This window comes from Sphingomonas sp. ID0503, assembly GCF_048565625.1.
In the GTDB taxonomy this organism is placed as follows: Bacteria; Pseudomonadota; Alphaproteobacteria; order Sphingomonadales; family Sphingomonadaceae; genus JBLZUR01.
This window is the reverse complement of the sequence record NZ_JBLZUR010000002.1, coordinates 491,338-510,051: the sequence shown is the minus strand read 5'-3', so window position 1 is coordinate 510,051 and position 18,714 is coordinate 491,338. Positions and strand designations below refer to the sequence as shown.

22 protein-coding genes, 1 pseudogene and 1 riboswitch are annotated in these 18,714 nt (G+C 63.8%); of the genes and pseudogenes, 12 read left to right on the top strand and 11 right to left on the bottom strand.

Translation table 11 applies throughout. From position 1 onward, the window contains the following. Positions 1-13: 13 nt before the first annotated feature. From ACM608_RS03495 to ACM608_RS03465, 7 genes are read left to right on the top strand one after another with little or no spacing between them, the layout of a single operon-like run. Positions 14-448: a TIGR01244 family sulfur transferase gene (locus ACM608_RS03495; protein ID WP_141459488.1), complete on the top strand. Its 435-nt coding sequence runs from the start codon at positions 14-16 to the stop codon at positions 446-448. After that, entirely contained in the window at positions 445-1,677 is a 1,233-nt protein-coding gene (locus ACM608_RS03490) for an NAD(P)/FAD-dependent oxidoreductase (protein ID WP_066706247.1), read from the top strand. The genes ACM608_RS03495 and ACM608_RS03490 overlap by 4 nt, the downstream gene beginning before the upstream one ends. Beyond that, positions 1,674-2,456 (top strand): sulfite exporter TauE/SafE family protein, encoded by a 783-nt coding sequence (locus tag ACM608_RS03485; protein WP_066706250.1) that lies wholly within the window; start codon positions 1,674-1,676, stop codon positions 2,454-2,456. The genes ACM608_RS03490 and ACM608_RS03485 overlap by 4 nt, the downstream gene beginning before the upstream one ends. Continuing rightward, positions 2,456-3,265, top strand: a complete 810-nt coding sequence (locus ACM608_RS03480; protein WP_066706253.1) for a TlpA family protein disulfide reductase — start codon at positions 2,456-2,458, stop codon at positions 3,263-3,265. The genes ACM608_RS03485 and ACM608_RS03480 overlap by 1 nt, the downstream gene beginning before the upstream one ends. Then, positions 3,262-3,888, top strand: coding sequence for a DsbA family protein (locus tag ACM608_RS03475; protein ID WP_066706255.1), 627 nt, complete (start codon positions 3,262-3,264; stop codon positions 3,886-3,888). The genes ACM608_RS03480 and ACM608_RS03475 overlap by 4 nt, the downstream gene beginning before the upstream one ends. Before the next feature lie 47 nt (positions 3,889-3,935). Then, entirely contained in the window at positions 3,936-4,532 is a 597-nt protein-coding gene (locus ACM608_RS03470; RefSeq protein ID WP_234036267.1) for a DsbA family protein, read from the top strand. Between the two features lie 21 nt (positions 4,533-4,553). Further along, on the top strand, positions 4,554-5,444 hold the full coding sequence (locus tag ACM608_RS03465) for an MBL fold metallo-hydrolase (RefSeq protein WP_066706259.1): 891 nt from the start codon (positions 4,554-4,556) through the stop codon (positions 5,442-5,444). 272 nt (positions 5,445-5,716) lie between these two features. On the opposite strand, the gene sul1 is transcribed toward ACM608_RS03465, so the two are convergent. The 3 genes and pseudogenes from sul1 to ACM608_RS03450 form a co-directional block, all read right to left on the bottom strand. Beyond that, entirely contained in the window at positions 5,717-6,556 is an 840-nt protein-coding gene (gene sul1, locus ACM608_RS03460) for a sulfonamide-resistant dihydropteroate synthase Sul1 (RefSeq protein WP_032072921.1), read from the bottom strand. After that, a pseudogene (locus ACM608_RS03455) lies at positions 6,550-6,618 on the bottom strand (QacE family quaternary ammonium compound efflux SMR transporter); the annotation flags it as partial. The pseudogene ACM608_RS03455 and the gene sul1, both read right to left, overlap by 7 nt. A 47-nt stretch (positions 6,619-6,665) precedes the next feature. After that, positions 6,666-6,752, bottom strand: a riboswitch (ZMP/ZTP riboswitch). A 192-nt stretch (positions 6,753-6,944) separates the two neighbouring features. Beyond that, positions 6,945-8,300: an IS1380-like element ISKpn23 family transposase gene (locus ACM608_RS03450; RefSeq protein ID WP_003168745.1), complete on the bottom strand. Its 1,356-nt coding sequence runs from the start codon at positions 8,298-8,300 to the stop codon at positions 6,945-6,947. A 270-nt stretch (positions 8,301-8,570) separates the two neighbouring features. Here ACM608_RS03450 and ACM608_RS03445 point away from each other — a divergent pair, with 270 nt between their 5' ends. The 3 genes from ACM608_RS03445 (at position 8,571) to ACM608_RS03435 (ending at position 9,366) form a co-directional block, all read left to right on the top strand. Next, positions 8,571-8,717 carry a hypothetical protein gene (locus tag ACM608_RS03445; RefSeq protein WP_181443429.1) on the top strand — a complete coding sequence of 49 codons (147 nt, stop codon included), beginning with the start codon at positions 8,571-8,573 and terminating at the stop codon, positions 8,715-8,717. Between the two features lie 161 nt (positions 8,718-8,878). Next, a complete protein-coding gene (locus tag ACM608_RS03440; RefSeq protein WP_419681875.1) occupies positions 8,879-9,169 on the top strand; it encodes a DUF5818 domain-containing protein in 291 nt (96 codons plus the stop codon). Beyond that, entirely contained in the window at positions 9,169-9,366 is a 198-nt protein-coding gene (locus ACM608_RS03435; RefSeq protein ID WP_141459490.1) for a DUF6961 family protein, read from the top strand. Before ACM608_RS03440 ends, ACM608_RS03435 begins: the two co-directional genes overlap by 1 nt. Before the next feature lie 16 nt (positions 9,367-9,382). On the opposite strand, the gene ACM608_RS03430 is transcribed toward ACM608_RS03435, so the two are convergent. From ACM608_RS03430 to ACM608_RS03415, 4 genes are all read right to left on the bottom strand, one after another. Next, a complete protein-coding gene (locus ACM608_RS03430) occupies positions 9,383-9,652 on the bottom strand; it encodes a hypothetical protein (protein WP_141459492.1) in 270 nt (89 codons plus the stop codon). Positions 9,653-9,723: 71 nt separating this feature from the next. Continuing rightward, positions 9,724-12,648 (bottom strand): MobF family relaxase, encoded by a 2,925-nt coding sequence (mobF, locus tag ACM608_RS03425; RefSeq protein ID WP_141459494.1) that lies wholly within the window; start codon positions 12,646-12,648, stop codon positions 9,724-9,726. Between the two features lie 37 nt (positions 12,649-12,685). Beyond that, positions 12,686-15,055, bottom strand: coding sequence for a type IV secretion system DNA-binding domain-containing protein (locus ACM608_RS03420; RefSeq protein ID WP_141459496.1), 2,370 nt, complete (start codon positions 15,053-15,055; stop codon positions 12,686-12,688). Further along, positions 15,052-15,378, bottom strand: coding sequence for a ribbon-helix-helix protein, CopG family (locus ACM608_RS03415; RefSeq protein ID WP_141459498.1), 327 nt, complete (start codon positions 15,376-15,378; stop codon positions 15,052-15,054). Before ACM608_RS03415 ends, ACM608_RS03420 begins: the two co-directional genes overlap by 4 nt. Before the next feature lie 441 nt (positions 15,379-15,819). Here ACM608_RS03415 and ACM608_RS03410 point away from each other — a divergent pair, with 441 nt between their 5' ends. Beyond that, complete coding sequence (locus ACM608_RS03410; protein ID WP_066703980.1) at positions 15,820-16,014, top strand: hypothetical protein; 195 nt, start codon at positions 15,820-15,822, stop codon at positions 16,012-16,014. Between the two features lie 104 nt (positions 16,015-16,118). On the opposite strand, the gene ACM608_RS03405 is transcribed toward ACM608_RS03410, so the two are convergent. Then, complete coding sequence (locus ACM608_RS03405; RefSeq protein WP_419681871.1) at positions 16,119-16,355, bottom strand: hypothetical protein; 237 nt, start codon at positions 16,353-16,355, stop codon at positions 16,119-16,121. Positions 16,356-16,575: 220 nt separating this feature from the next. Between ACM608_RS03405 and ACM608_RS03400 the strand changes: the two genes are divergently transcribed. Continuing rightward, positions 16,576-16,908 carry a DUF6437 family protein gene (locus tag ACM608_RS03400; protein WP_419681869.1) on the top strand — a complete coding sequence of 111 codons (333 nt, stop codon included), beginning with the start codon at positions 16,576-16,578 and terminating at the stop codon, positions 16,906-16,908. Between the two features lie 116 nt (positions 16,909-17,024). On the opposite strand, the gene ACM608_RS03395 is transcribed toward ACM608_RS03400, so the two are convergent. The 3 genes from ACM608_RS03395 to ACM608_RS03385 all read right to left on the bottom strand — a co-directional run bounded on the left by ACM608_RS03395 (position 17,025) and on the right by ACM608_RS03385 (position 18,601). Beyond that, positions 17,025-17,414 carry a single-stranded DNA-binding protein gene (locus ACM608_RS03395; RefSeq protein ID WP_066703960.1) on the bottom strand — a complete coding sequence of 130 codons (390 nt, stop codon included), beginning with the start codon at positions 17,412-17,414 and terminating at the stop codon, positions 17,025-17,027. Positions 17,415-17,715: 301 nt separating this feature from the next. After that, on the bottom strand, positions 17,716-18,144 hold the full coding sequence (locus ACM608_RS03390) for a DUF6915 family protein (RefSeq protein ID WP_141461851.1): 429 nt from the start codon (positions 18,142-18,144) through the stop codon (positions 17,716-17,718). 10 nt (positions 18,145-18,154) lie between these two features. Then, on the bottom strand, positions 18,155-18,601 hold the full coding sequence (locus ACM608_RS03385) for a DUF6878 family protein (protein ID WP_141459501.1): 447 nt from the start codon (positions 18,599-18,601) through the stop codon (positions 18,155-18,157). Positions 18,602-18,714 lie beyond the last annotated feature (113 nt).

Here is an 18,714-nt window from a genome sequence, read left to right as displayed (position 1 = left end):
CAGGAGACGTCACATGGCCTTCAAGAGGATCACACCGTCCTTCTCGGCTGCTCCCCAGCTCACCCGGGATGATGTCGCTGCCGCCGCACAGGCGGGGTTTCGCTCGATCGTTTCGAGCCGGCTCGATGGCGAGGAGCAGGGACAGCCGAGCGCACACGAGATGGCCCGGATCGCCGAAGAACACGGCCTTGCGTTCGCCCATGTCCCGATCGTGCCGGGCAAGGCGACCGATGCCGATGCGGACCGGATGAAGGAAGCGCTGACTGCGCTGCCGGGACCGACGCTCGGCTTCTGCCGAAGCGGCATGCGGGCGGCTACCCTTTGGGCATTGGCGGAGGCGGATCATGCCGATCCAGAAACGATCATCGGTCAGGCCAAGGCAGCCGGGTACGATCTCGCCGATCTGAAGCCGGCGCTGGCCCGTCGTTCCGAAGGGGCCGGCAAATGACCTACGACATCGTCATCATCGGAGGCGGAGCCGCGGGCATCGCAACAGCCGCCAGCATCCTGAAGCGCAACGCCAAGGTGTCAATCGCTGTCGTCGATGCGGCCCGGGACCATTATTATCAGCCGGGTTGGACGATGGTCGGGGCGGGCGTCTTCACGTCCGAGCAGACCCGCAAGGCCGAAGCCGATGTCATGCCCAAGGGCGTTGAATGGATCCGGCTGCCTGCGATCACCATCGACCCCGAGCGTCAGGCGATCACCCTGGGAGACGGGGATACGATCGCCTACCGTGTCCTGATCGTCGCTCCCGGCCTGCGTTTGGCGTGGGATAAGATCGCGGGGCTTCCCGAGGCGTTGGGCCGCAACGGCGTCACGTCCAATTACCGCTACGATCTGGCACCTTACACCTACCGGCTTGTCCAGGAATTGCAGCGGGGACGCGCGCTGTTCTCGCAACCGCCGATGCCGATCAAGTGCGCCGGCGCGCCTCAAAAGGCGATGTACCTGTCCTGCGACATCTGGCGCGATCACGGTGTGCTCCCCGCGATCGACGTCGAATTTCACAACGCCGGTGCGGCGCTATTCGGCGTCGCGACCTACGTCCCTGCGCTGATGGAATATGTCGAGAAGTATGGGATCGACCTTAGGCTCGAATCCAACCTCGTCGCGGTCGACGCCGATCGGCGTATTGCCACCTTCGAGCGCAAGCGGGACGGCGTCAGCGAGCGGGTCGAACGCGAGTTCGACATGCTCCATGTCGTGCCGCCTCAGGTTTCGCATGATGTCGTCGCCAAAAGTCCGCTCGCGGCGGCAAACGGCTTCGTTGAGGTCGATGAAGCGACGCTGCGCCATAAGCGGTACGACAATGTTTTCGGCCTGGGTGATGCCGCTGGCACCAGTAATGCGAAGACGGCTGCGGCAGCCCGCAAGCAGGCACCCGTGGTGGCGGTCAACGCGCTCGCCGCACTCGATGGCAAGCCACCTATTGTCGACTATGACGGCTATGGATCGTGCCCGCTCACGGTCGAGCGTGGCAAGATCGTCCTCGCCGAGTTCGGCTATGGTGGGAAACTGCTACCCAGCTTTCCGTCGTGGCTCCTGAACGGCACGCGCCCGACGCGAGCTGCCTGGTTCCTGAAGGAGCGGATGCTGCCCCCGATCTATTGGCAGGCCATGCTGAAAGGCCATGAGTGGATGGCGGCCCCGCATGAGATCGGCAAAGCGGCATGACCCTCGAACCGCTCCAGTATCTGTTGGGCGCGCTGTCCGGCAGCCTGGTGGGCTTTACCCTCGGGCTTGTCGGCGGGGGCGGCTCGATCCTCGCCGTGCCGCTCATGGTCTATCTGGTGCGCGTGCCCAACGCCCACCTCGCCATCGGCACGAGCGCGTTCGCGGTGGCCGCTAACGCTGCAACCGGCCTGATCGGTCATGCCAAGGCGCATAACGTCAAATGGCGCTGTGGCGGCATGTATGCGACCGCCGGCGTCATCGGCGCCCTGTTCGGCTCCACCGCGGGCAAGGCCGTCGATGGCGGCAAGCTCCTGTTCCTGTTCGCGCTGGTCATGGTCGTCGTCGGCGTCCTGATGCTGCGCGGGCGCGGTGACACGGGCAGCCCGGGGGCGGAGTGCAACCGGGAAAAGGCGCCGAAGGTGCTGGGCTACGGCCTTGGCACCGGTCTGTTCTCGGGCTTCTTCGGCATCGGCGGGGGCTTTCTGATCGTCCCCGGCCTGATCGGGTCGACGGGCATGCCGATTTTGAACGCTGTCGGCACGTCCTTGATCGCCGTCACCGCGTTCGGGCTGACGACGGCCGCCAACTACGCGTTTTCCGGTCTGGTAGACTGGCCGCTCGCTTTCGTGTTCATCGCCGGTGGGGTTGTCGGCGGCCTGATCGGCACGCGCATCGCGAAGCGCCTCGGCTCGGGCGGCACGCTCACCACGGTCTTCGCCGTCCTGATCTTCGTGGTGGCGACCTACATGCTCTGGAAAAGCGCGGCCGCGTTTCTTTGATGGGGGGTGCGATTACCATCGGGCCGCTGATGCTGGCCGTCGATCGCGGGCTTGCCGTGCTGTGTATCGTCGTGTTCCTTGGTCTAACGACGCTGGCCGGTCGGCTTCACATCCCTCGCGTGTCGACGGTCTCCACCAGCGCCATCGTCGCTGGACTGGTTACGGCGCGGATCGGTTACGTTGCAGCGCATTGGTCGAGCTACGTCGACGCTCCGCTGTCCATCCTTGCCATGTGGCAGGGCGGCTTTTCCCCCCTTGCAGGGCTTCTCGGCGCAGCGGCGATGCTGGCGATCCGGCTTGGTCGCTCAAGCGCGCTGGCGGCAGGCTGGGGAGCGTTGGCTGTTGCGGGTGGCCTCTGGTTCTTGCTTCAGGCGCTGATCCCTCCCGTGACCTACGGCCCGTTCCCCTATCATCTCAACCTGACGACCCTGTCCGGCGCGCCGCTTCCACTCGATCGTTTCCGTGGCCAGCCGTTCGTAGTCAACCTGTGGGCGACATGGTGCGGCCCGTGCCGGCGTGAGCTGCCGATGCTCGATGCGGTTGCATCGCGCCCTGGCGAGGTCCCGATCCTTCTTGCCGATCAGGGCGAGGCGCAAGCGATCGTCAGCGGTTTTCTCGGCCGTGAAAATATCGGAGCGCGCCATGTCGCGCTCGACACCGATCGTGGCCTTTCCCAAGCCCTGAAGGTGGCGGGGTATCCCGCAACGGCCTTCGTCGCGGGCGACGGCACAATCGTACAGCTCCAGCTCGGTGAATTGTCACGCGCCGCCCTCGTCGATGGAATCGAATTAGCAAGGAAACACCGATGAACCGTCGCAACCTGTTGTCGGGGGGCCTCCTGGCTGCGCTTGCCTTCGCCGCGCCGATCTCCCCGGTTATCGCGCAGCAGCCCGATCTGTCGCGCAAGGCCGTCGTCGACGATCCCGTGGCACCCAAGCGCGCCGGCAAGACCTATGACGTCACGGTGGTCGAGTTCTTCGACTACAACTGCCCCTATTGCCGTCGCATGGAGCCGGTGCTGAACGCCCTGCTTCGCTCTGACCCGAGGGTACGGGTCGTGTACCGGGATTGGCCGATCTTCGGACCTGCTTCACGTGAGGCGTCGCGCGCAGCCGTCGCGAGCCAATGGCAGGGCAGGCATGCCGCCTTTCACGAGGCGCTGATGACCTCGCCGGCGCGGCTCGACAGCGCGGGCGTCAAGGCAGCGGCTGCCAAAGCCAGGGTCGACTGGCCCCGTCTGCAACGGGATCTGAAATCGCGCGGCGCCGAAATCGACGCGCTGCTCACGCGCACCGATGGCATCGCCCAAGCGATCGGTTTCAACGGGACGCCGGCGCTGATCGTCGGCTCGCAGGTCGTCGCCGGTGCTGTCGATCTCCCGACGTTGCGTCGTCTCGTCGCCGAAGCGCGCAAAAAATCTGCGGCGCGCTGATCATGCCTGGGCCGCTCAATCGGAGACAGCTTGCCGGCTTGGGCGCGGTGGTCGTGGGTGGTTGGGCAGTCGGACAGGTGCTGCGGCATACCGCCCCGATCGGGCGCGACGTCGGGCCGACCGCTGACCTGATCCTTGCCGGTAACGGCTCGCCCGAGGACGGACCTGCCGATGCTACGCTTCGGCTTGCCGTGTTCACCGACTATCGTTGCCCAGCCTGCCGTCATGGATTTCCCGCCTTGGAAGAGGCTGTACAACGCGACGGCAAGGTGCAGATCATCTACAAGGACTGGCCCATCTTCGGTCCGCCATCCGAACGTGCCGCAAGCGTGGCGCTCGCGTGCGCCGAACAGGGAGTTTACCCGGCCGTCCACCGTGCGTTGATGACGGACAGCCGCACGATCGACGACGACATGCTACGGGACGTCGTGATGCGCGCTGGCGGCGATTGGCTGCGCACGACGACCTGGCTTGCCGCCCACGCGGACGCTGTCGCGGCACGCCTGCGGGCGAACGGACAGGAAGCCTATTCGATCGGACTGGCCGGCACCCCGGGTTATCTTGCCGGACGCATGCTGGTGATGGGCGCGATCGATACCAGCGACTTTGAACGGCTGTTCGCGCGTGCCCGGGAAGAAAGCTGACGATGCGAGAGGATACGAAACATGATCGAGTATAATCACAAAGGCATGACGATTGCGTCGCTCCATGACGAGCGCACCGGCAGCTTCCAGTATGTCGTGGTCGACGAAGCCACGAAGGCCGCCGCGATCATCGATCCAGTCCTCGACTTCGATCCCCGTGCCGGTGCGACCGCAACCGACAATGCCGATATGATCCTCGAATATGTCCGCGCGAAGCGTCTTACAGTGGAATGGGTACTCGATACCCATCCCCACGCCGATCACTTCTCCGCTGCTCCGTACCTTGCTGAAAAGACGGGTGGCAAAACCGCGATCGGCGCCAAGGTCGTGGAAGTGCAGAAGCTCTGGCAGGATATCTACTGCCTGCCCGACCTGCCCGTCGATGGCAGCCAGTGGGATCGGCTGTTCGCCGATGGCGAACGGTTCAGGATTGGTTCGCTCGACGCGCACGTCATGCCGTCGCCCGGCCACACGCTCGCCTCGATTACCTATGTCGTGGGTGACGCGGCGTTTGTTCACGATACGCTGATGGTGCCCGACAGTGGCACGAGCCGGGCGGATTTCCCCGGCGGTGACGCGCATGAACTTTGGCGTTCGATCCGCGCAATCCTCGACCTCTCACCCGAAACCGCGACCTATGTCGGGCATGACTATGGCAAGGACGGTCGCGACGTAATCGGCCGCTCGACCGTCGCCGATCAGCGGCGTGACAACATCCATGTGCGCGATGGCATCGACGAGGCGGAGTTCGTGGCGACCCGCGAGAAGCGCGACGCTTCGCTGCCGCTTCCCGACCTGATGCTTGCCGCACTTCAGGTCAACATCCGGGGAGGCCGGTTGCCCGACGCGGAGGCTTGCGGCACGGCGTTTCTCAAGGTGCCTCTAAATCGGTTTGGGCCTGCCATCCCATAGCTCTATCCGCACCGAAGCCGGTAATGTTTTAAGTGTCACAACCGAACGGTTCTGACACCTAGGCTTGAGGGCTTCACTTTCTCACTTCTGCATCGATATCACCCGAGCAGGCGACCCGAACGTTCGGAGGCTCCTCGCTGTCCATTCGCTCCCCTGGCGCGGTATGAACCGCCGCCTCATAGTGCAGTTTGATCCTGACGAGCCCAGCATGTCTGCGCCCACCTTCGCGGAACCTGACCAGGGTCCGCTAGCGGGCGGCCGGAAGGTGAATGCTAGGCATGATCTAACCCTCGGTCTCTGGCGTCGCGACTGCGAAATTTCGCGAGGGTTTCCGAGATGGTGATTGCGCTTCGCAGATCTCCAGGCGCGTGGGTGCGGACGTAGTCAGCGCCATTGCCGATCGCGTGAAGTTCCGCCGCAAGGCTCGCTGGACCCAGATCCTTTACAGGAAGGCCAACGGTGGCGCCCAAGAAGGATTTCCGCGACACCGAGACCAATAGCGGAAGCCCCAACGCCGACTTCAGCTTTTGAAGGTTCGACAGCACGTGCAGCGATGTTTCCGGTGCGGGGCTCAAGAAAAATCCCATCCCCGGATCGAGGATGAGCCGGTCGGCAGCGACCCCGCTCCGTCGCAAGGCGGAAACCCGCGCCTCGAAGAACCGCACAATCTCGTCGAGCGCGTCTTCGGGTCGAAGGTGACCGGTGCGGGTGGCGATGCCATCCCGCTGCGCTGAGTGCATAACCACCAGCCTGCAGTCCGCCTCAGCAATATCGGGATAGAGCGCAGGGTCAGGAAATCCTTGGATATCGTTCAGGTAGCCCACGCCGCGCTTGAGCGCATAGCGCTGGGTTTCCGGTTGGAAGCTGTCGATTGAAACACGGTGCATCTGATCGGACAGGGCGTCTAAGAGCGGCGCAATACGTCTGATCTCATCGGCCGGCGATACAGGCCTCGCGTCCGGATGGCTGGCGGCCGGTCCGACATCCACGACGTCTGCTCCGACTCGCAGCATTTCGATCGCCGCGGTGACAGCGCCGGCGGGGTCTAGCCGCCGGCTCTCATCGAAGAAGGAGTCCTCGGTGAGATTCAGAATGCCGAACACCGTCACCATGGCGTCGGCCTCCGCAGCGACTTCCACGATGGGGATCGGGCGAGCAAAAAGGCAGCAATGACGCCGTGGCACATTGGCGACTTCCACGTGGAAGTTTCACCGAGCTGACTCGGCGGGCCCAGGCGAACGGCCATTTACGCTACGCTCCCTAGTGGTGCTCCACTTAGCATACATTCCCCAAGTGGCATGCCGTCTGACGTGAGTTTAGCCTGAATCCGACCGCAGGACAATCATTTTCCGTCCCGAGCGGCGTCGTCGGGCGCGCAAGGCGCTGAGACAGGGCAGATCGGCCCGCGAAGCCGCCGTGTTGTGCCCTGGTGGCGGTGTTTTTCAGCGCAGCGGACAGACCCATCCTGCCGTTTTCGTTCAGTTTGGGCGTGGATGGCGGTCATGCGCATAGCGGAGGCGCTCGCAATCGGCGGATGGCGGCGAGGATGGCGCGGACCATCGGACCGGTGACGGCCACCTCGGCCAGCTGGAAGGTGATGGCGCGGGCATGGCGGACGACACGTGCCCCGATCTTGATCAGCTTCAGTTGCAGGCTGGTCAACGACCAGTCGGCCATCGTCTCGGGCAACTCGATGCAGCGCAAGAAGATGGCCAGGTTGTAGGCCAGCGCATGCAGTTGCAGTCGCACCTCATTGTCGCGGAACTTCCGGCATGACAGCCGCGTCCAGTGGAAGGCATATTTACCTTCCTTGATGTGCTGCTCGGCGGTGCCGCGCTGGTTATAGAACCGCACCACCCAGTCGGGCTCCATCGGCAGGTTGGTGACGATGAAGCCGACACGCGGGAACAGTTCGCCCGGATGCCATTCGATCTTGGCGATCACCCGGCGTTCCTTGTCCCAGGATGCCGCCTGATACTCGAAGTCTTCGTAGAAGCGCTTGACCTTGGTCAGCGAAGGTCGCCCGACAGGGCGCGTCAGCCGATGCGCGATCTTCTCGCGCAGGACGTTGTTCGCAGGCAGCCGGATGGCGTAGAAGAATCGGGCTTCTTCCAGCCGCTCATAGATCGCGGGGATCGCGTAGGCGGCGTCAGCCCGGAAGAACCGGCCGCAAAGGTCGCGCTCCGCGTAGCGGGCGATGACGGGGTCGAGAACGTCCCGCCAGCCATCGGCGCTGTGGACGTTGCCATGGCGCAAGGCGCAGCGCTCCAGCATGCCGAACTGGTTGAACAAAAAGTTCGGGTGATAGCAGGTGCAGTCGAAATGCCCGTTCCAGGCCGCGCCCTCCTGATCGCCATGGGTGGGGCTGACCGAACTGTCCATGTCCAGAACGATGTACTTCAGCCCGTTACGGTCATGGAACCGGTCGATCCATTGGCCATTCAGGTCGGCCAGCGCGGCACGGTTCTCGGGCTGTGCCAGTGTCTCGGTCTCGAACCGTCCCATCTGCGAGGCCGAGGCCGCTTGCGCATCGACAGCCCTTCCACCCACGACCTGGCGCATCACCGGATCGAGGGCCAGGCGGTCGGCGTCGTTCACATCCTCGTATCCGGCCAGTCGCCCGAACACCGATTGCCGGAACAACCCGTCAAGCCGGTGGACCGTGTTCTTGCCGCGCCGGGTGTCGCGCAATGCTTTTGCCGCCAGATCGGACAGCCCGAGCGCGTCATCCAGCTCGCGCATCACCAGCAGGCCGCCGTCGGAACTGAGCTGCGCACCTCGGAACTCCACATGCACCCGGCGGTCGAACTCGACCCGATCTGCCCGCTTCGAACCCGCACCCTCTGGGTGATCTATCAAACGCGCCCCTCACGGCCATCAACACCATGATTTATATCGGAAATATTGAGATCCTGACAGCAAAATCAGCGATTTACTTGGGGAATGTGGGCTGCAATAGAGACGGATTTTGGGAAGCGTCCGGCATTCCCGAAACTCGATCCCAAACGGGACGATCGAGGCCAGCGCAGTTCGACTGGTTCGGTCATAAACGTATATCTGTGCGCGTTCTATGCGTCGTCCGCTGTTCGCGAAAACCTTCCTTTCTGACGACCTTGCCGGCGGGCCATGACCGCAACGCATTTCTGCGGCCTGCTGCTTGTCAAAACTGTTCTGAAAACCTTCTTCGCAAAAGCGGCTGCCGGCGACGGGTTTAGAGAACCCATTGGCAGGAAGCGTGAGCACGACGCCCCGTTTGCAAGCAGCGCCGGATGATGGCGAGCACATTGGCAGATAATTCGAGCAGGATGCCACCTGCCAGTGGCAGAGAGCGTGAGCAGAAAAACCGGCTGTTTGCGAGCAGACGCCGCTACGATTGCAAGCGCCTACAGCTACTGGAAGGGACCGGTGTGCCGTTGAGCGCCGACCTGCACCTTATGGGCCGTCTCGAAGAGGGGCCTTCCGGCCTCTTCCTGCTTCTTCGCACCGGGGACGGAGGCGTGTGGGAACTGGAGGCGCGGCGCTCCACCCGCGGCCTGATCGGCTGCCAGGTCGAAGTCGTCGGGCGGCGCGCCGGGTTCAATGGACTTGTCTGCGACCAGATCTGGCCAGCGGGACAGTCCCGGCCCCGCCGGTCGAAATTCAACCTCGAATATCTCCTCGTCGGCGCGTTCGTTGCGTACGGCCTGATCACCACCCTCGCCGGCCTTGCCGGATATTTCGGCTGATGCTGAGCGAATGGGAACTTTGGGCCTGCGCCAACCAGGTCCTGAAAACCCATGGCGAGAAGGCCCCGCTCCATGTCGCCGAACAGATCGGCACGCTGGCGCTAGTGGGGGACGAGGCAGGCATCGCGACATGGCAGGCCATCGCCCAACGCATTGCCGGACTGATGGGCAAGGATAGCGACACGCCCCTGCAATAGCGGGACGCCAAAGCAATCACGCTTGCCCGCCAATCGGCCCATGGATGTCATCCCATCGGCGCAGATCGCCCGGAAAGAGGCAGGGCTGAACGCTCATGTTCCCATTTGCCTCGCATTCGATCGCGAACCCCTGCATCCGCTCGACCAGATGGCGCGCCAGATCGAAGCGGGCATTGCGCTGGGCTCGCGGGTCGTCGGCGCTGAGCCTGACAAGCATCGCCTCCGGCGCGACGGCAAGCGCGACTTCGAGATGGGTCAGGAGGATATCGTCGGTGATTCGGGACATATCGCATATGAGAACAAATGAAGAACTAACAGTCAATCGGTTCCCTGTGGACAGCTGCGGACCAAAGCCGGCTAGATGCCGATTTCGAACGGCTTGGTGATCGAGCGATCGAGTTCGGGAGGTTCGCGCATCGGTTCCGGCGTTCTGCCGTTGGCCAGGCCCGAAGCCGCGGCATCGCGCAGCAGGTTCACCGTCTCGAGCGCCGATCGTTTCATGCCGGAATTGCGCTCAACCGCGGCTTCAAGCTTGCCGGGATTATCGACGAACAGGGTCAGGCCATCGCGCAACCGGGTAACGGTGACGAGGAATGTCTGCTGGTTGGCGAGATTGCGCTCGCGGCTGTCCATGACAGCAATTCCGCGATCGGAGGTCAGCCCCTGCGCCATATGCGCATTGAGCGCATAGGCGAGGTCGAGACGCTCGAGCATGGGCTCACCCTGCGCCAGGCGGTGTTCGGCGCCGAGCGAGGTCTTCACCGTCACGCCCTTCCCGTCGATCGCCACGATGCGGGCCTGGTCGGCGTTCAGCAGGCCGCGCTTGTGATCGGTTGCGGTCCAGCGAATCCGATCGCCGTCGTGAATCTCGAGAGGCCGAACCTCGAACAGGCGTAACGCCTCCTGTTCCCCCTGCGGGCGCAATTGACCCGGCCGGAACTCGAAGTGCCGCCCCCGCTCGTTCCGCAATGTCACGCGTTCGCGGGCAGGGTCGGTATCGACCACCTCGTAGCGGCCTTTGTTCAGCCCCTGCCCTCTCTGCCGCCGGCCTACTTCCAGCACCATTCCGGCAGCATAGCTGCGCGCATAACGCAGTTCCTCGCGCGTGAGATTGACGCGCGACAGCACAGCCAGCTTGAGAGAGCCGGGCCCCAGCTCGCCATTGGCCTTGAGCCCGGTCTGGACAGCCTCGTTGACCTCGCCGCGCAGCGCACGGCCCGAGGCATAGATCGCGGTCGTCTCGCGTTCGCCGGGCGACAAGGAAAGCCAGGCTGCCGCCGCCTCGACGGCAGCCTGGTTGCCCGCCTCCACGACATGGCTCCCCAGATGCCGCAGCGCCCCGTCGATATGACCGCCCTGGGCCGCGTGCTGAGCGTCGCGCAGCGCCTTTCCACGGGCGCGCAGATTGATGTTCATGACGGCCGTCTCGACCCCGGCCTTCTGCATGACGTCGAAAGGCTTGCCGGCATCGACCGCGCCCAATTGCTTCCTGTCGCCGATGCTGGCGAAGCGGTCGAGCTGGAGCAGATTGGCAAGGCGCACGAGCTTTTCCTTGTCGGCGTTGCCGACCATCGATGCCTCGTCGAGCAGCACGATGGTGCCGCGCATCGAGGCGCGCGCTTCGGCCAACCGTGCCCGATCGGCACCCTCGAGCAGGCCCTGATGCTGGCGCAGGAAACGTGCAACGGTCATCGAGGGAATGCCGGTTTCGCGCTCGAGCATCTGTACGAGCGTGTTCTGGACCGCGAGCCCGAGCACGGCCTTGCCTTCCTCCCGCAAGATGTCGGCGACAGGTTTGAGGACGGTGCTCTTGCCCGCGCCCGCCACGCCCTGAATGGCGACGATCCGGTTGTGCGAGGCGAGGAGCAACCGCCCTGCCCCTTCCTGACCGGGGTTCAAGCTCAGGCCATATTTGAGCTGGGAAAGCGCCTGGAGACGTTCCCCGGCAACTTCGGCAGAGACGATCGCAGCGCCAAGTCCTCGCCCGCTTTCGACGGCGGCAATGATGCGCTGCTCAAGCCCGATGGCATCGCGGGTCGTGACAAGATCGCGGTCCGCGCCCTTGCCTCTTTGCAGATGGCCCTGGCGCAGCAGTTGATCGACGCGGCGCTCGATGTCGGCAAGCGACGTCGGCAAGGCGAAGCCAAGCGCAGCGCGATAGATCTCGGTTCGCGAGAACGCCGCCTCGCGCTCCCCGAGGTGCCGGACGGCGGACGCAACCGCATGGAGTGCCGCGATCTGCTCCGGGGTGCGATTGCCCATATTGAGAGGCACGAGCGGGTCCCCCTCGCGCAGGCCCAGCCGTTCGGCGATGGCTGCGGCAAAGAGGCGCCCGCGCTGCGCGATAACGCGAACCGAGTTGCCGATCCCCGAGACGGAGCCGATGTCATTGACGGTGCGCGCATTGGCCTGCGCGATCACGATCGCGGGGTCGAAGTCGTGTCGCGCTGCTTCCTCGCGCCACCGGTTCAGAAGGGCCCCGCGATCCTCCACCGGCCCCTTGTTCGCCCGCGTCATGAGGTTCGCCGCATTGCGGGCCGCCAGCCCCTTGCTTTCCATCGACGAGAGCTTGTCGAGGATTTCCGCGCGGCGCGAACTGAAGGCATCGCGAACCGCCTTCGGCACGCCGACCGCTTCGAAATTGCCGTGCTTGCCGTACTCGCCGACCTGGTAGCCAAGCTTTTCTACGCCCAAGCGGAAGCGCGCCATGGTCATGGCATTCAAGAGGGTATTGTGCTCCCAGAGCTTGTCGTTCCTGAGCGCACGCCATTTGCCATCGGGCCCCTGGGTCACGTTGGCGACTACGGCGTGAACATGCGCATTGGGCTCCTGGTTGCGGTTCGTGTCGTGCTGGAAGAGCCCGATCACAAGATTGCCGGTCTGGGCGACCCGCTCCTTGCCTTTGACCTCCATGCGGGTCTCGGCGAGATTCTTCTCGGCCCATGCCAGCGTCTCCCTGACCGCTGCGCCATAGGCATCGAGGATGCGCCGGTCCCCTCCGACCAATGCAAGGATCGACCAGCTCTTGGGCATCGAAAACGTCAGGTCGGTGCCCGCGCGATGCCCCCGGTTGTCGGTGCCGACACGGCTTCCGTCCGGCAGCAATCCCTTGAGCACAGCCTCGAACTGCGAGGCTTCGATGGACCCAAGCAGCCCGAGCTTTTCGGCGCCCTTCCCCAGCCATTGGCCGGAGCGTTCGGCATCGGCGCGGGTGTAGTAATTGTCGGCTGCAAAATAGTTGGCAGCGCCGCGGGCGGTGCGGACATTGGCTACAGAGAGCATGGCTTGTCACCTCGCCAAACTGCGTCTGCCACCAGCATCAGGGTTCAAAATCGCCCAGATCCGGCTCGTCGCGGGATGGTTGCTCCTGCTCGGGAACGCCGTCGTCGATCATCAGCTTGCGTGCATCGGTATCACGCTGCCGTTGCGTGGTCTGATCGGCGGTGTGCTGCTTGTCGGGCGGCGGCTCCGCCCGCGGCGCGTCGCTACGGCGGCCATCCTTCCCATCTTTGGCTGGATCGCTTTCCTCGGGTGCCGCACCCTTGCGCAAGGCGAGGCCCTTGGGCGGCGTCGGCCGGGCATTTCGCTCCCCGGCCTCGCGTTGCTCCGGGGCCGGTTTCGCTGAACGCCGCGGCTTACCTGCCACCTTTTCGGTGCTGCTCAAGCCCTGATTGCGGGCGTGCTTTGCGGGCGGCTGCGGCGGCTCTATTGCATCGCTCGCCGGTTCCGGTTCGAGCGGCAATCTACCCTGTTTGGGAACCACGGGCTTGCCTGCGCCGTCATCGTTCGAGGATGGATGATCGCTCGGTGTCGCCGGCGGATGGCCGGCACCAGCACTTTCCTCGCCTTTGTCGTTTTGCCGTATGATCGCAGGCCGGTCCTTGGCCCGCCCAATGAAGGTTTCGGCGACTTTCACCCGGTTCACCGGCTTCAGCCTGACAGGCGCCGCCGGGAAGCCATCGGGAAACTTGACGTACCCGGTAAGCTTGGGAAGGTTCATCAACTGGTCGGGCAGGAGCAGCGGCTCGATGTGCTTGCGCGGCGTCAGGCTGACCGCATCGCGAGCGTTGTTGTAGCCGTAGGTATACCCTTCTTCCATGTCGCGGACCTGACGGTGGCCGATAAAGTCCGAACACCAGGTCGCCGTGTCGCGGTCCGCCGTTCCCAGGATGAGCTTGGTCCGGGCGAGCGATGACAGCGTCATCGCCATGTTCTCGCCATAGACCTCCTTGAGCTTGGCATAGGCGTGAATGCCGGTGACGATCGCACCGCCGAAATTGCGCGCGGTCTGCAGGCCCTTCTCGAGCGCGGGGAGGCGATGCAGTGCCCCCAGTTCGTCGAGAAAGAACCAGAATTTGAGATCCTGCGTGCGCGGCGTGGTCATCAGCGTGTTCATCGCCGTATCGAGCCAGAGCGTGAGCAACTGTGCGCAGACGCTCATGTCCACATAGCGCGCGGATATGAACACCATCGAGCCTTTGCCCGTCCCATCATGCGTGCCTTCCTCGATCCACTCACGAACCGAGAAGCGTTTTCCTGAGGTGGGCAGGAGTTTCAGCGCCTTGGCGTTGACGTTGAACACCGCGCGGATCGATTCCGCCATGCGGGCGGCTTCGGGAGCGGTCAGCGGATCGGCGATCGTTCCGCGCATCATGGCGTGAACCCGGGACAGGTCCGCGGTCATCAGTTCGCGGGCGAGCGCCTCGTTCGTGCCCCTGCCCTCTGCGACGAGCTTGAGGCAGAATTCGACGAAGAGCGCACGCGCCGCGATGACCCAGAACTGCGCTTCCCCGCCCCCGTCATGGGGTACGAGGGCTTCGGCTGCGGCCCAGAAATCACCTTCGGCGCGGCATTCGTCGAAGAGGCTCCATTGGGGGCATCGCGCATCGAGCGGGTTCAGGATGATGTCCCGGTCCCCTTGGTAGAAATGCTCGATGAAGGCGCCGGTCAGATCGAAAACGACGCAGCGCTGTCCCTTGGCCCGGGCTTCGGCAATCATGTCCGAGATGGCGACCGTCTTGCCCATACCGGTCGTACCGATGAGCATGGCATGGCTCTGCTCGAGCCGCCAGGGATAGACGACGGTTGCGAGATGCGAGGGGCGATAGGGGAATGCCGCAGCGATCTCCCTGGGTGAGCACAGACGCCATTTCCAACCCATGGCGGTGGACAGCTCGCGGGCTCGCTCGCGCTGGTTGTGGCCGCGCAATTCCTCGACCAGTTCGGGAAGCGTGACGAGCATGGCCCCGCGCTCGTGCTTGCGTTCCTTGGAGCGGCTGCCGAACCGCGCCGCGAACCAGTAGAAGAGTATAAAAGCCGGGACGAGGAGCAGCGCCGATCGCATAAGGGCATGGCCCAGTAAATCGATCAGATGGTCCGAGGCGCGCACCACTGGCGGGTAGGCATCGAGCATGATGATGGGGAGCTGGACGGTCCCGCCGAAAGCCGTTTCAACTGCGACCTGCTTGGTGGAATCGAACTCCATGAAGCCGTAGATGGCAGCGTAGATCCGCATCCAGACGAGGTAGACCTCGTGATCGGTCAGGCCCGACGAGATGGTCCACCAACTCGCACCTGAGATGCCCAGAGCAGCAATGATCAGCGGTCCCTTCAGACCAGCTGCAAACATGAAGCTGAAATGCCCGAGAAGCTGGCTGCCGCGCGTGAAATTGACGAGGTTGCGTTTCATGCCTGGCCTCCCTCACCAGCGTTGGCGGAGAGTCCCAGCTCCTTGCATTTGCGGGCATAGGCCTGATGGGCTCGCTCACGCAGGCCATGGTCGGCATGCCCGGCGAGAAGCGCATCGACGCCGACCATCACAAAGACGGATTGACGGCTGACGCGCTCCATCGAAGTCTCGAGCCTGGAGGCGAGATCGTCGTCATCGCAGGCCCGCGACAGGAGCGATCTGATCCATTCGCTGACGCTGATATCCCGCCGCCTGGCGGCAGCGCGAACCCGCTCGGCGAGGTCGAGGGAAACATGAACCTGGAGAGATTTTGGCCGTGTCATGCACGGACTCCTTGTGGTCAGGAGCCCGGAACGCACTGCGAAAGGCCTGGCTTGTCTAAATCAGAAACGAGAACATGTCAAGAACATAGTGGAGCGCGGAATTGCGCCGTTTCGAGCCCTGTTCATTCGAATATGATTGGCAGATGCAGGCCCATTCATTTCTGATTGAGAAGCTGCCATTTCGCAAGAATACCCTCAACTAACTGATTTTCCGTGCCTTTTAACCTCCCTCCGAATGCGATTTGTCGCGTACGGTGTGCTCCCCTGTCCCCAGCTTCAAAGGTGGGTTCCAGTGCCTTGCCCTGAACAGGATCGGCGGTCTTGAAGTTCCCATCTGGTGGAGCAAGGACAGTGCCGCTGGAGCGCGGTTTCTGCTATAGGCCAAGCGTGAACGCCCCGGGCATAAGAGCATCGTGGGCACCCCCATCCGGGAGCATGGCGATGACGAACGTGACGCTGAGCGCGACGCGCAAGGGCAACGGTTTCCAGGCGACGGTGACCTATTCGAACGGCGTTTCGATCAGCTCGGCAGAGGCCTTCCCGACGAAAGCGGAGGCGATTTCCGCAGCGGCCATGAAGGTGCTCGACATGCCCGACCGCCTTGAGGAGTTCGACGCCCCAAGCGTCGACGACTGACGCCGTTTGGCGCGCTCGACCAGCATCATCCGGGTCACCAAGAATCGGGAGCCGAGCAAAAAGAAAGGAGGAAGCCCTGAACGGACTTCCTCCTTACGGCGGTTTCAGAACTCATCGTTGAGCTTACCCGGCACGGTGTTGATGACCCTGTCCAACATGGCCTTGGGCAGCGCCCCGTAATCGCCCTCGTCGACCGCGATATAGCCAGCCTCATCGTCGGTCAGAACAAATTGCGTGAAGTAGCTGTGAAAGGACCTGGCGTGCGCCTTGTCGAGCGCGGCAACGAATGCCGCCTGGTCTGCCTGGAACGTGCCCTGCGCGATATTCGATGAAGCGTACATGATCTTTCCTCCTGATGTTCGATGCGTCGCATCAGGAGCTGCGAGAGGCGGGTGACGGGCCGGGTCAGGGACCGCGGAACGCGGCCGCGAAGCGGCGATGGGGGAAACGATTTTTTCCGGGCTTGCCCGGCAAAAATGGTGGGGCCCCATCGTCCTTGACGCGGCCCCAAAGCCCGCATCACACTTGGTCTTTCTGCGAGAGAGACCTCTCCAACGCTTGGTGGAAGCGCCGCCATTCGCGCCAAAAACCGTTTTCCTACATGCGGGTGAGCTGCCATTATCGCTTGCGGAGGGGACCAACGGCCAGCGAAAGGAACATCACATGGCCAGGTCCAAACCGAGCGCACGAAACGCGCTCAAAAAGCTGCGCGAGCAGCGCGACGAACTCGATGCCCAGGAAGCCAGGCTCCGCGACGAAGCGGCCGGCGAATTGGGCAAGGTTCTCGTCGAATGCGGCGCCGAGACGATCGAACCGGCAGAGCTTAAGCAGCTTATCCGCGCATCGCTCGCAATCGGGATCGAGGACGCTCTCAAGCGGCTCTCCCCCGCCTGAACACTCTCTGGCGGTGGGCGCGGGCTCGATGCCCCGCCCCGCCGCCCACGCCGGGAAGCAAAAGAAAAGGCCCCGACGGCGCGTGCCACCGGGGCCTTTTCATAGGGGACGGTCGCTCAGTCCTCGTCGATGTCGGGCGCACCGTCGTTGCTCGATGTGCGACCCTTGGTGAGGAAGTCCACCTTGTCGGCGATGATCTCGCAGCCGTAGCGCTTGGTGCCGCTCTGATCTTCCCACTGCGTGTAGTGGATGCGCCCTTCGACCGTCACGAGCTGGCCCTTGGTGCAGTACTTGGCGACGTTCTCGCCGAGGCCGTTGAAGCAGGTGACGCGGTGGAATTCGCTTTCCTTGGCGGTGTAGCCGTTTTCGTCCTTGTAGGTCTTGCCGTCCTTGCGGGCGGGCCGGTCGGTGACGACCGAGATCGAGGTGATGCTGGTTCCACCTTGCGTGGTGCGGGTTTCGGGGTCGCGAGCGATGCGGCCGACGAGGATAACGAGATTGGTCATGGGTCTTCTCCTGATCGAGCATCCGGGTCCATCCCGGCTGCAAACCCGAGCAGAAGCGGCCCACGGCGAAGCGCACCGGAGGGGAACCCGGAACTGGTTCGGGTGGTGCGGGCAGCCGGGCGTAGCCCGGCAACTCGGCCGGACCCGATCCGGGTTGCGCGTCTCGACGGGGGTTGCTTCAGGGACAGGTTTGCATGGAAGCCGGGTTGCGCCCGATGCCTTGAGCAGATGTGCCCTGCCCTCGTTCGTGTTCCGATCGGCCGGGTCGCACTGCTCCAGCGAATCCACCAGGGGGTCAGCCTCAGATTTCGAGACGGACCGCCCCGCCCGCTGCTGGCAAGCCCCCGGCCGACAGCGCAGCGCCAGGAGCAGCATGGTCTTTCGCCGCCGCAACGGCCTCGTCCAGACGGTGCCCTCGCAGCATCCAGGCCTGCGGCGTAATGAGGCGTGCCCAATCGGCAAAGGAGGGGATCGAGCCCAGGTCCTCGCGGACGTGCTGCTCGCCCACAAGGCGCACCGGAACGGGTCGCCCATCGGCATTGACGATGGCCGCACCGAACAGCGTTTCGAGCATGAATATACCCTCGGCATGGTGCCGCAGCGCGCGATGCCGGGGATCCGCCAGGATCGCCTTTGACTGGTCGAACCATTGATGGAGCGGGAGATAGTCCTCGACCACTCCGCCCCATTTCCGGACCGAAGAGAGGGCGTGAAAATAGCAATGCGCCATCGCCTCCTCCTCACAGCTCGTCGTAATGGTCATCGTAGGCGGTGTAGCGAAGCTTGCAGTCGAGCATGAAACTGCCCTGCGCCACGTCGATTTCGAGTGCGCCGCCCGCACCGTCATTGTTTTCCCAGCCGGGATGGTGGAGTTCGAGCGCGGCATAGGTGAGCTCTTCGAGCGCGCTGCGCAGTGATGTTTCTCGGGCCGTACCGTCGCCTTCAAGCAAAACCACCGCCTCCTCGGGGAGTTCGGATTCCTGGTTTTCGGCATCATAAGAGAAGATGCGTTCGACTGCGCCACTGTCGCCGTAGCCGTCGAAGGCGATTTCGACCGAGGTAATGCCAAGCTCGCGCAAAGGCGCGAGCACGGCGTGCTTCAGCCGATCGATTTTGGTGGTGACGCGCACACGGCTTTCGGCGCGGGCCCGCTCGAAATCAGCCAGCGCCTGGGACATATCGACCATGGGAAGTTCCTCCAGTGATGGGGTCGGACGGACCATCCGCCTGCCTCCATCCACGCAGGCGCACGCCTCTCCTCTGTCCCGGCAACGCCAGCGCCAATCCGGCGCTGGCGCAA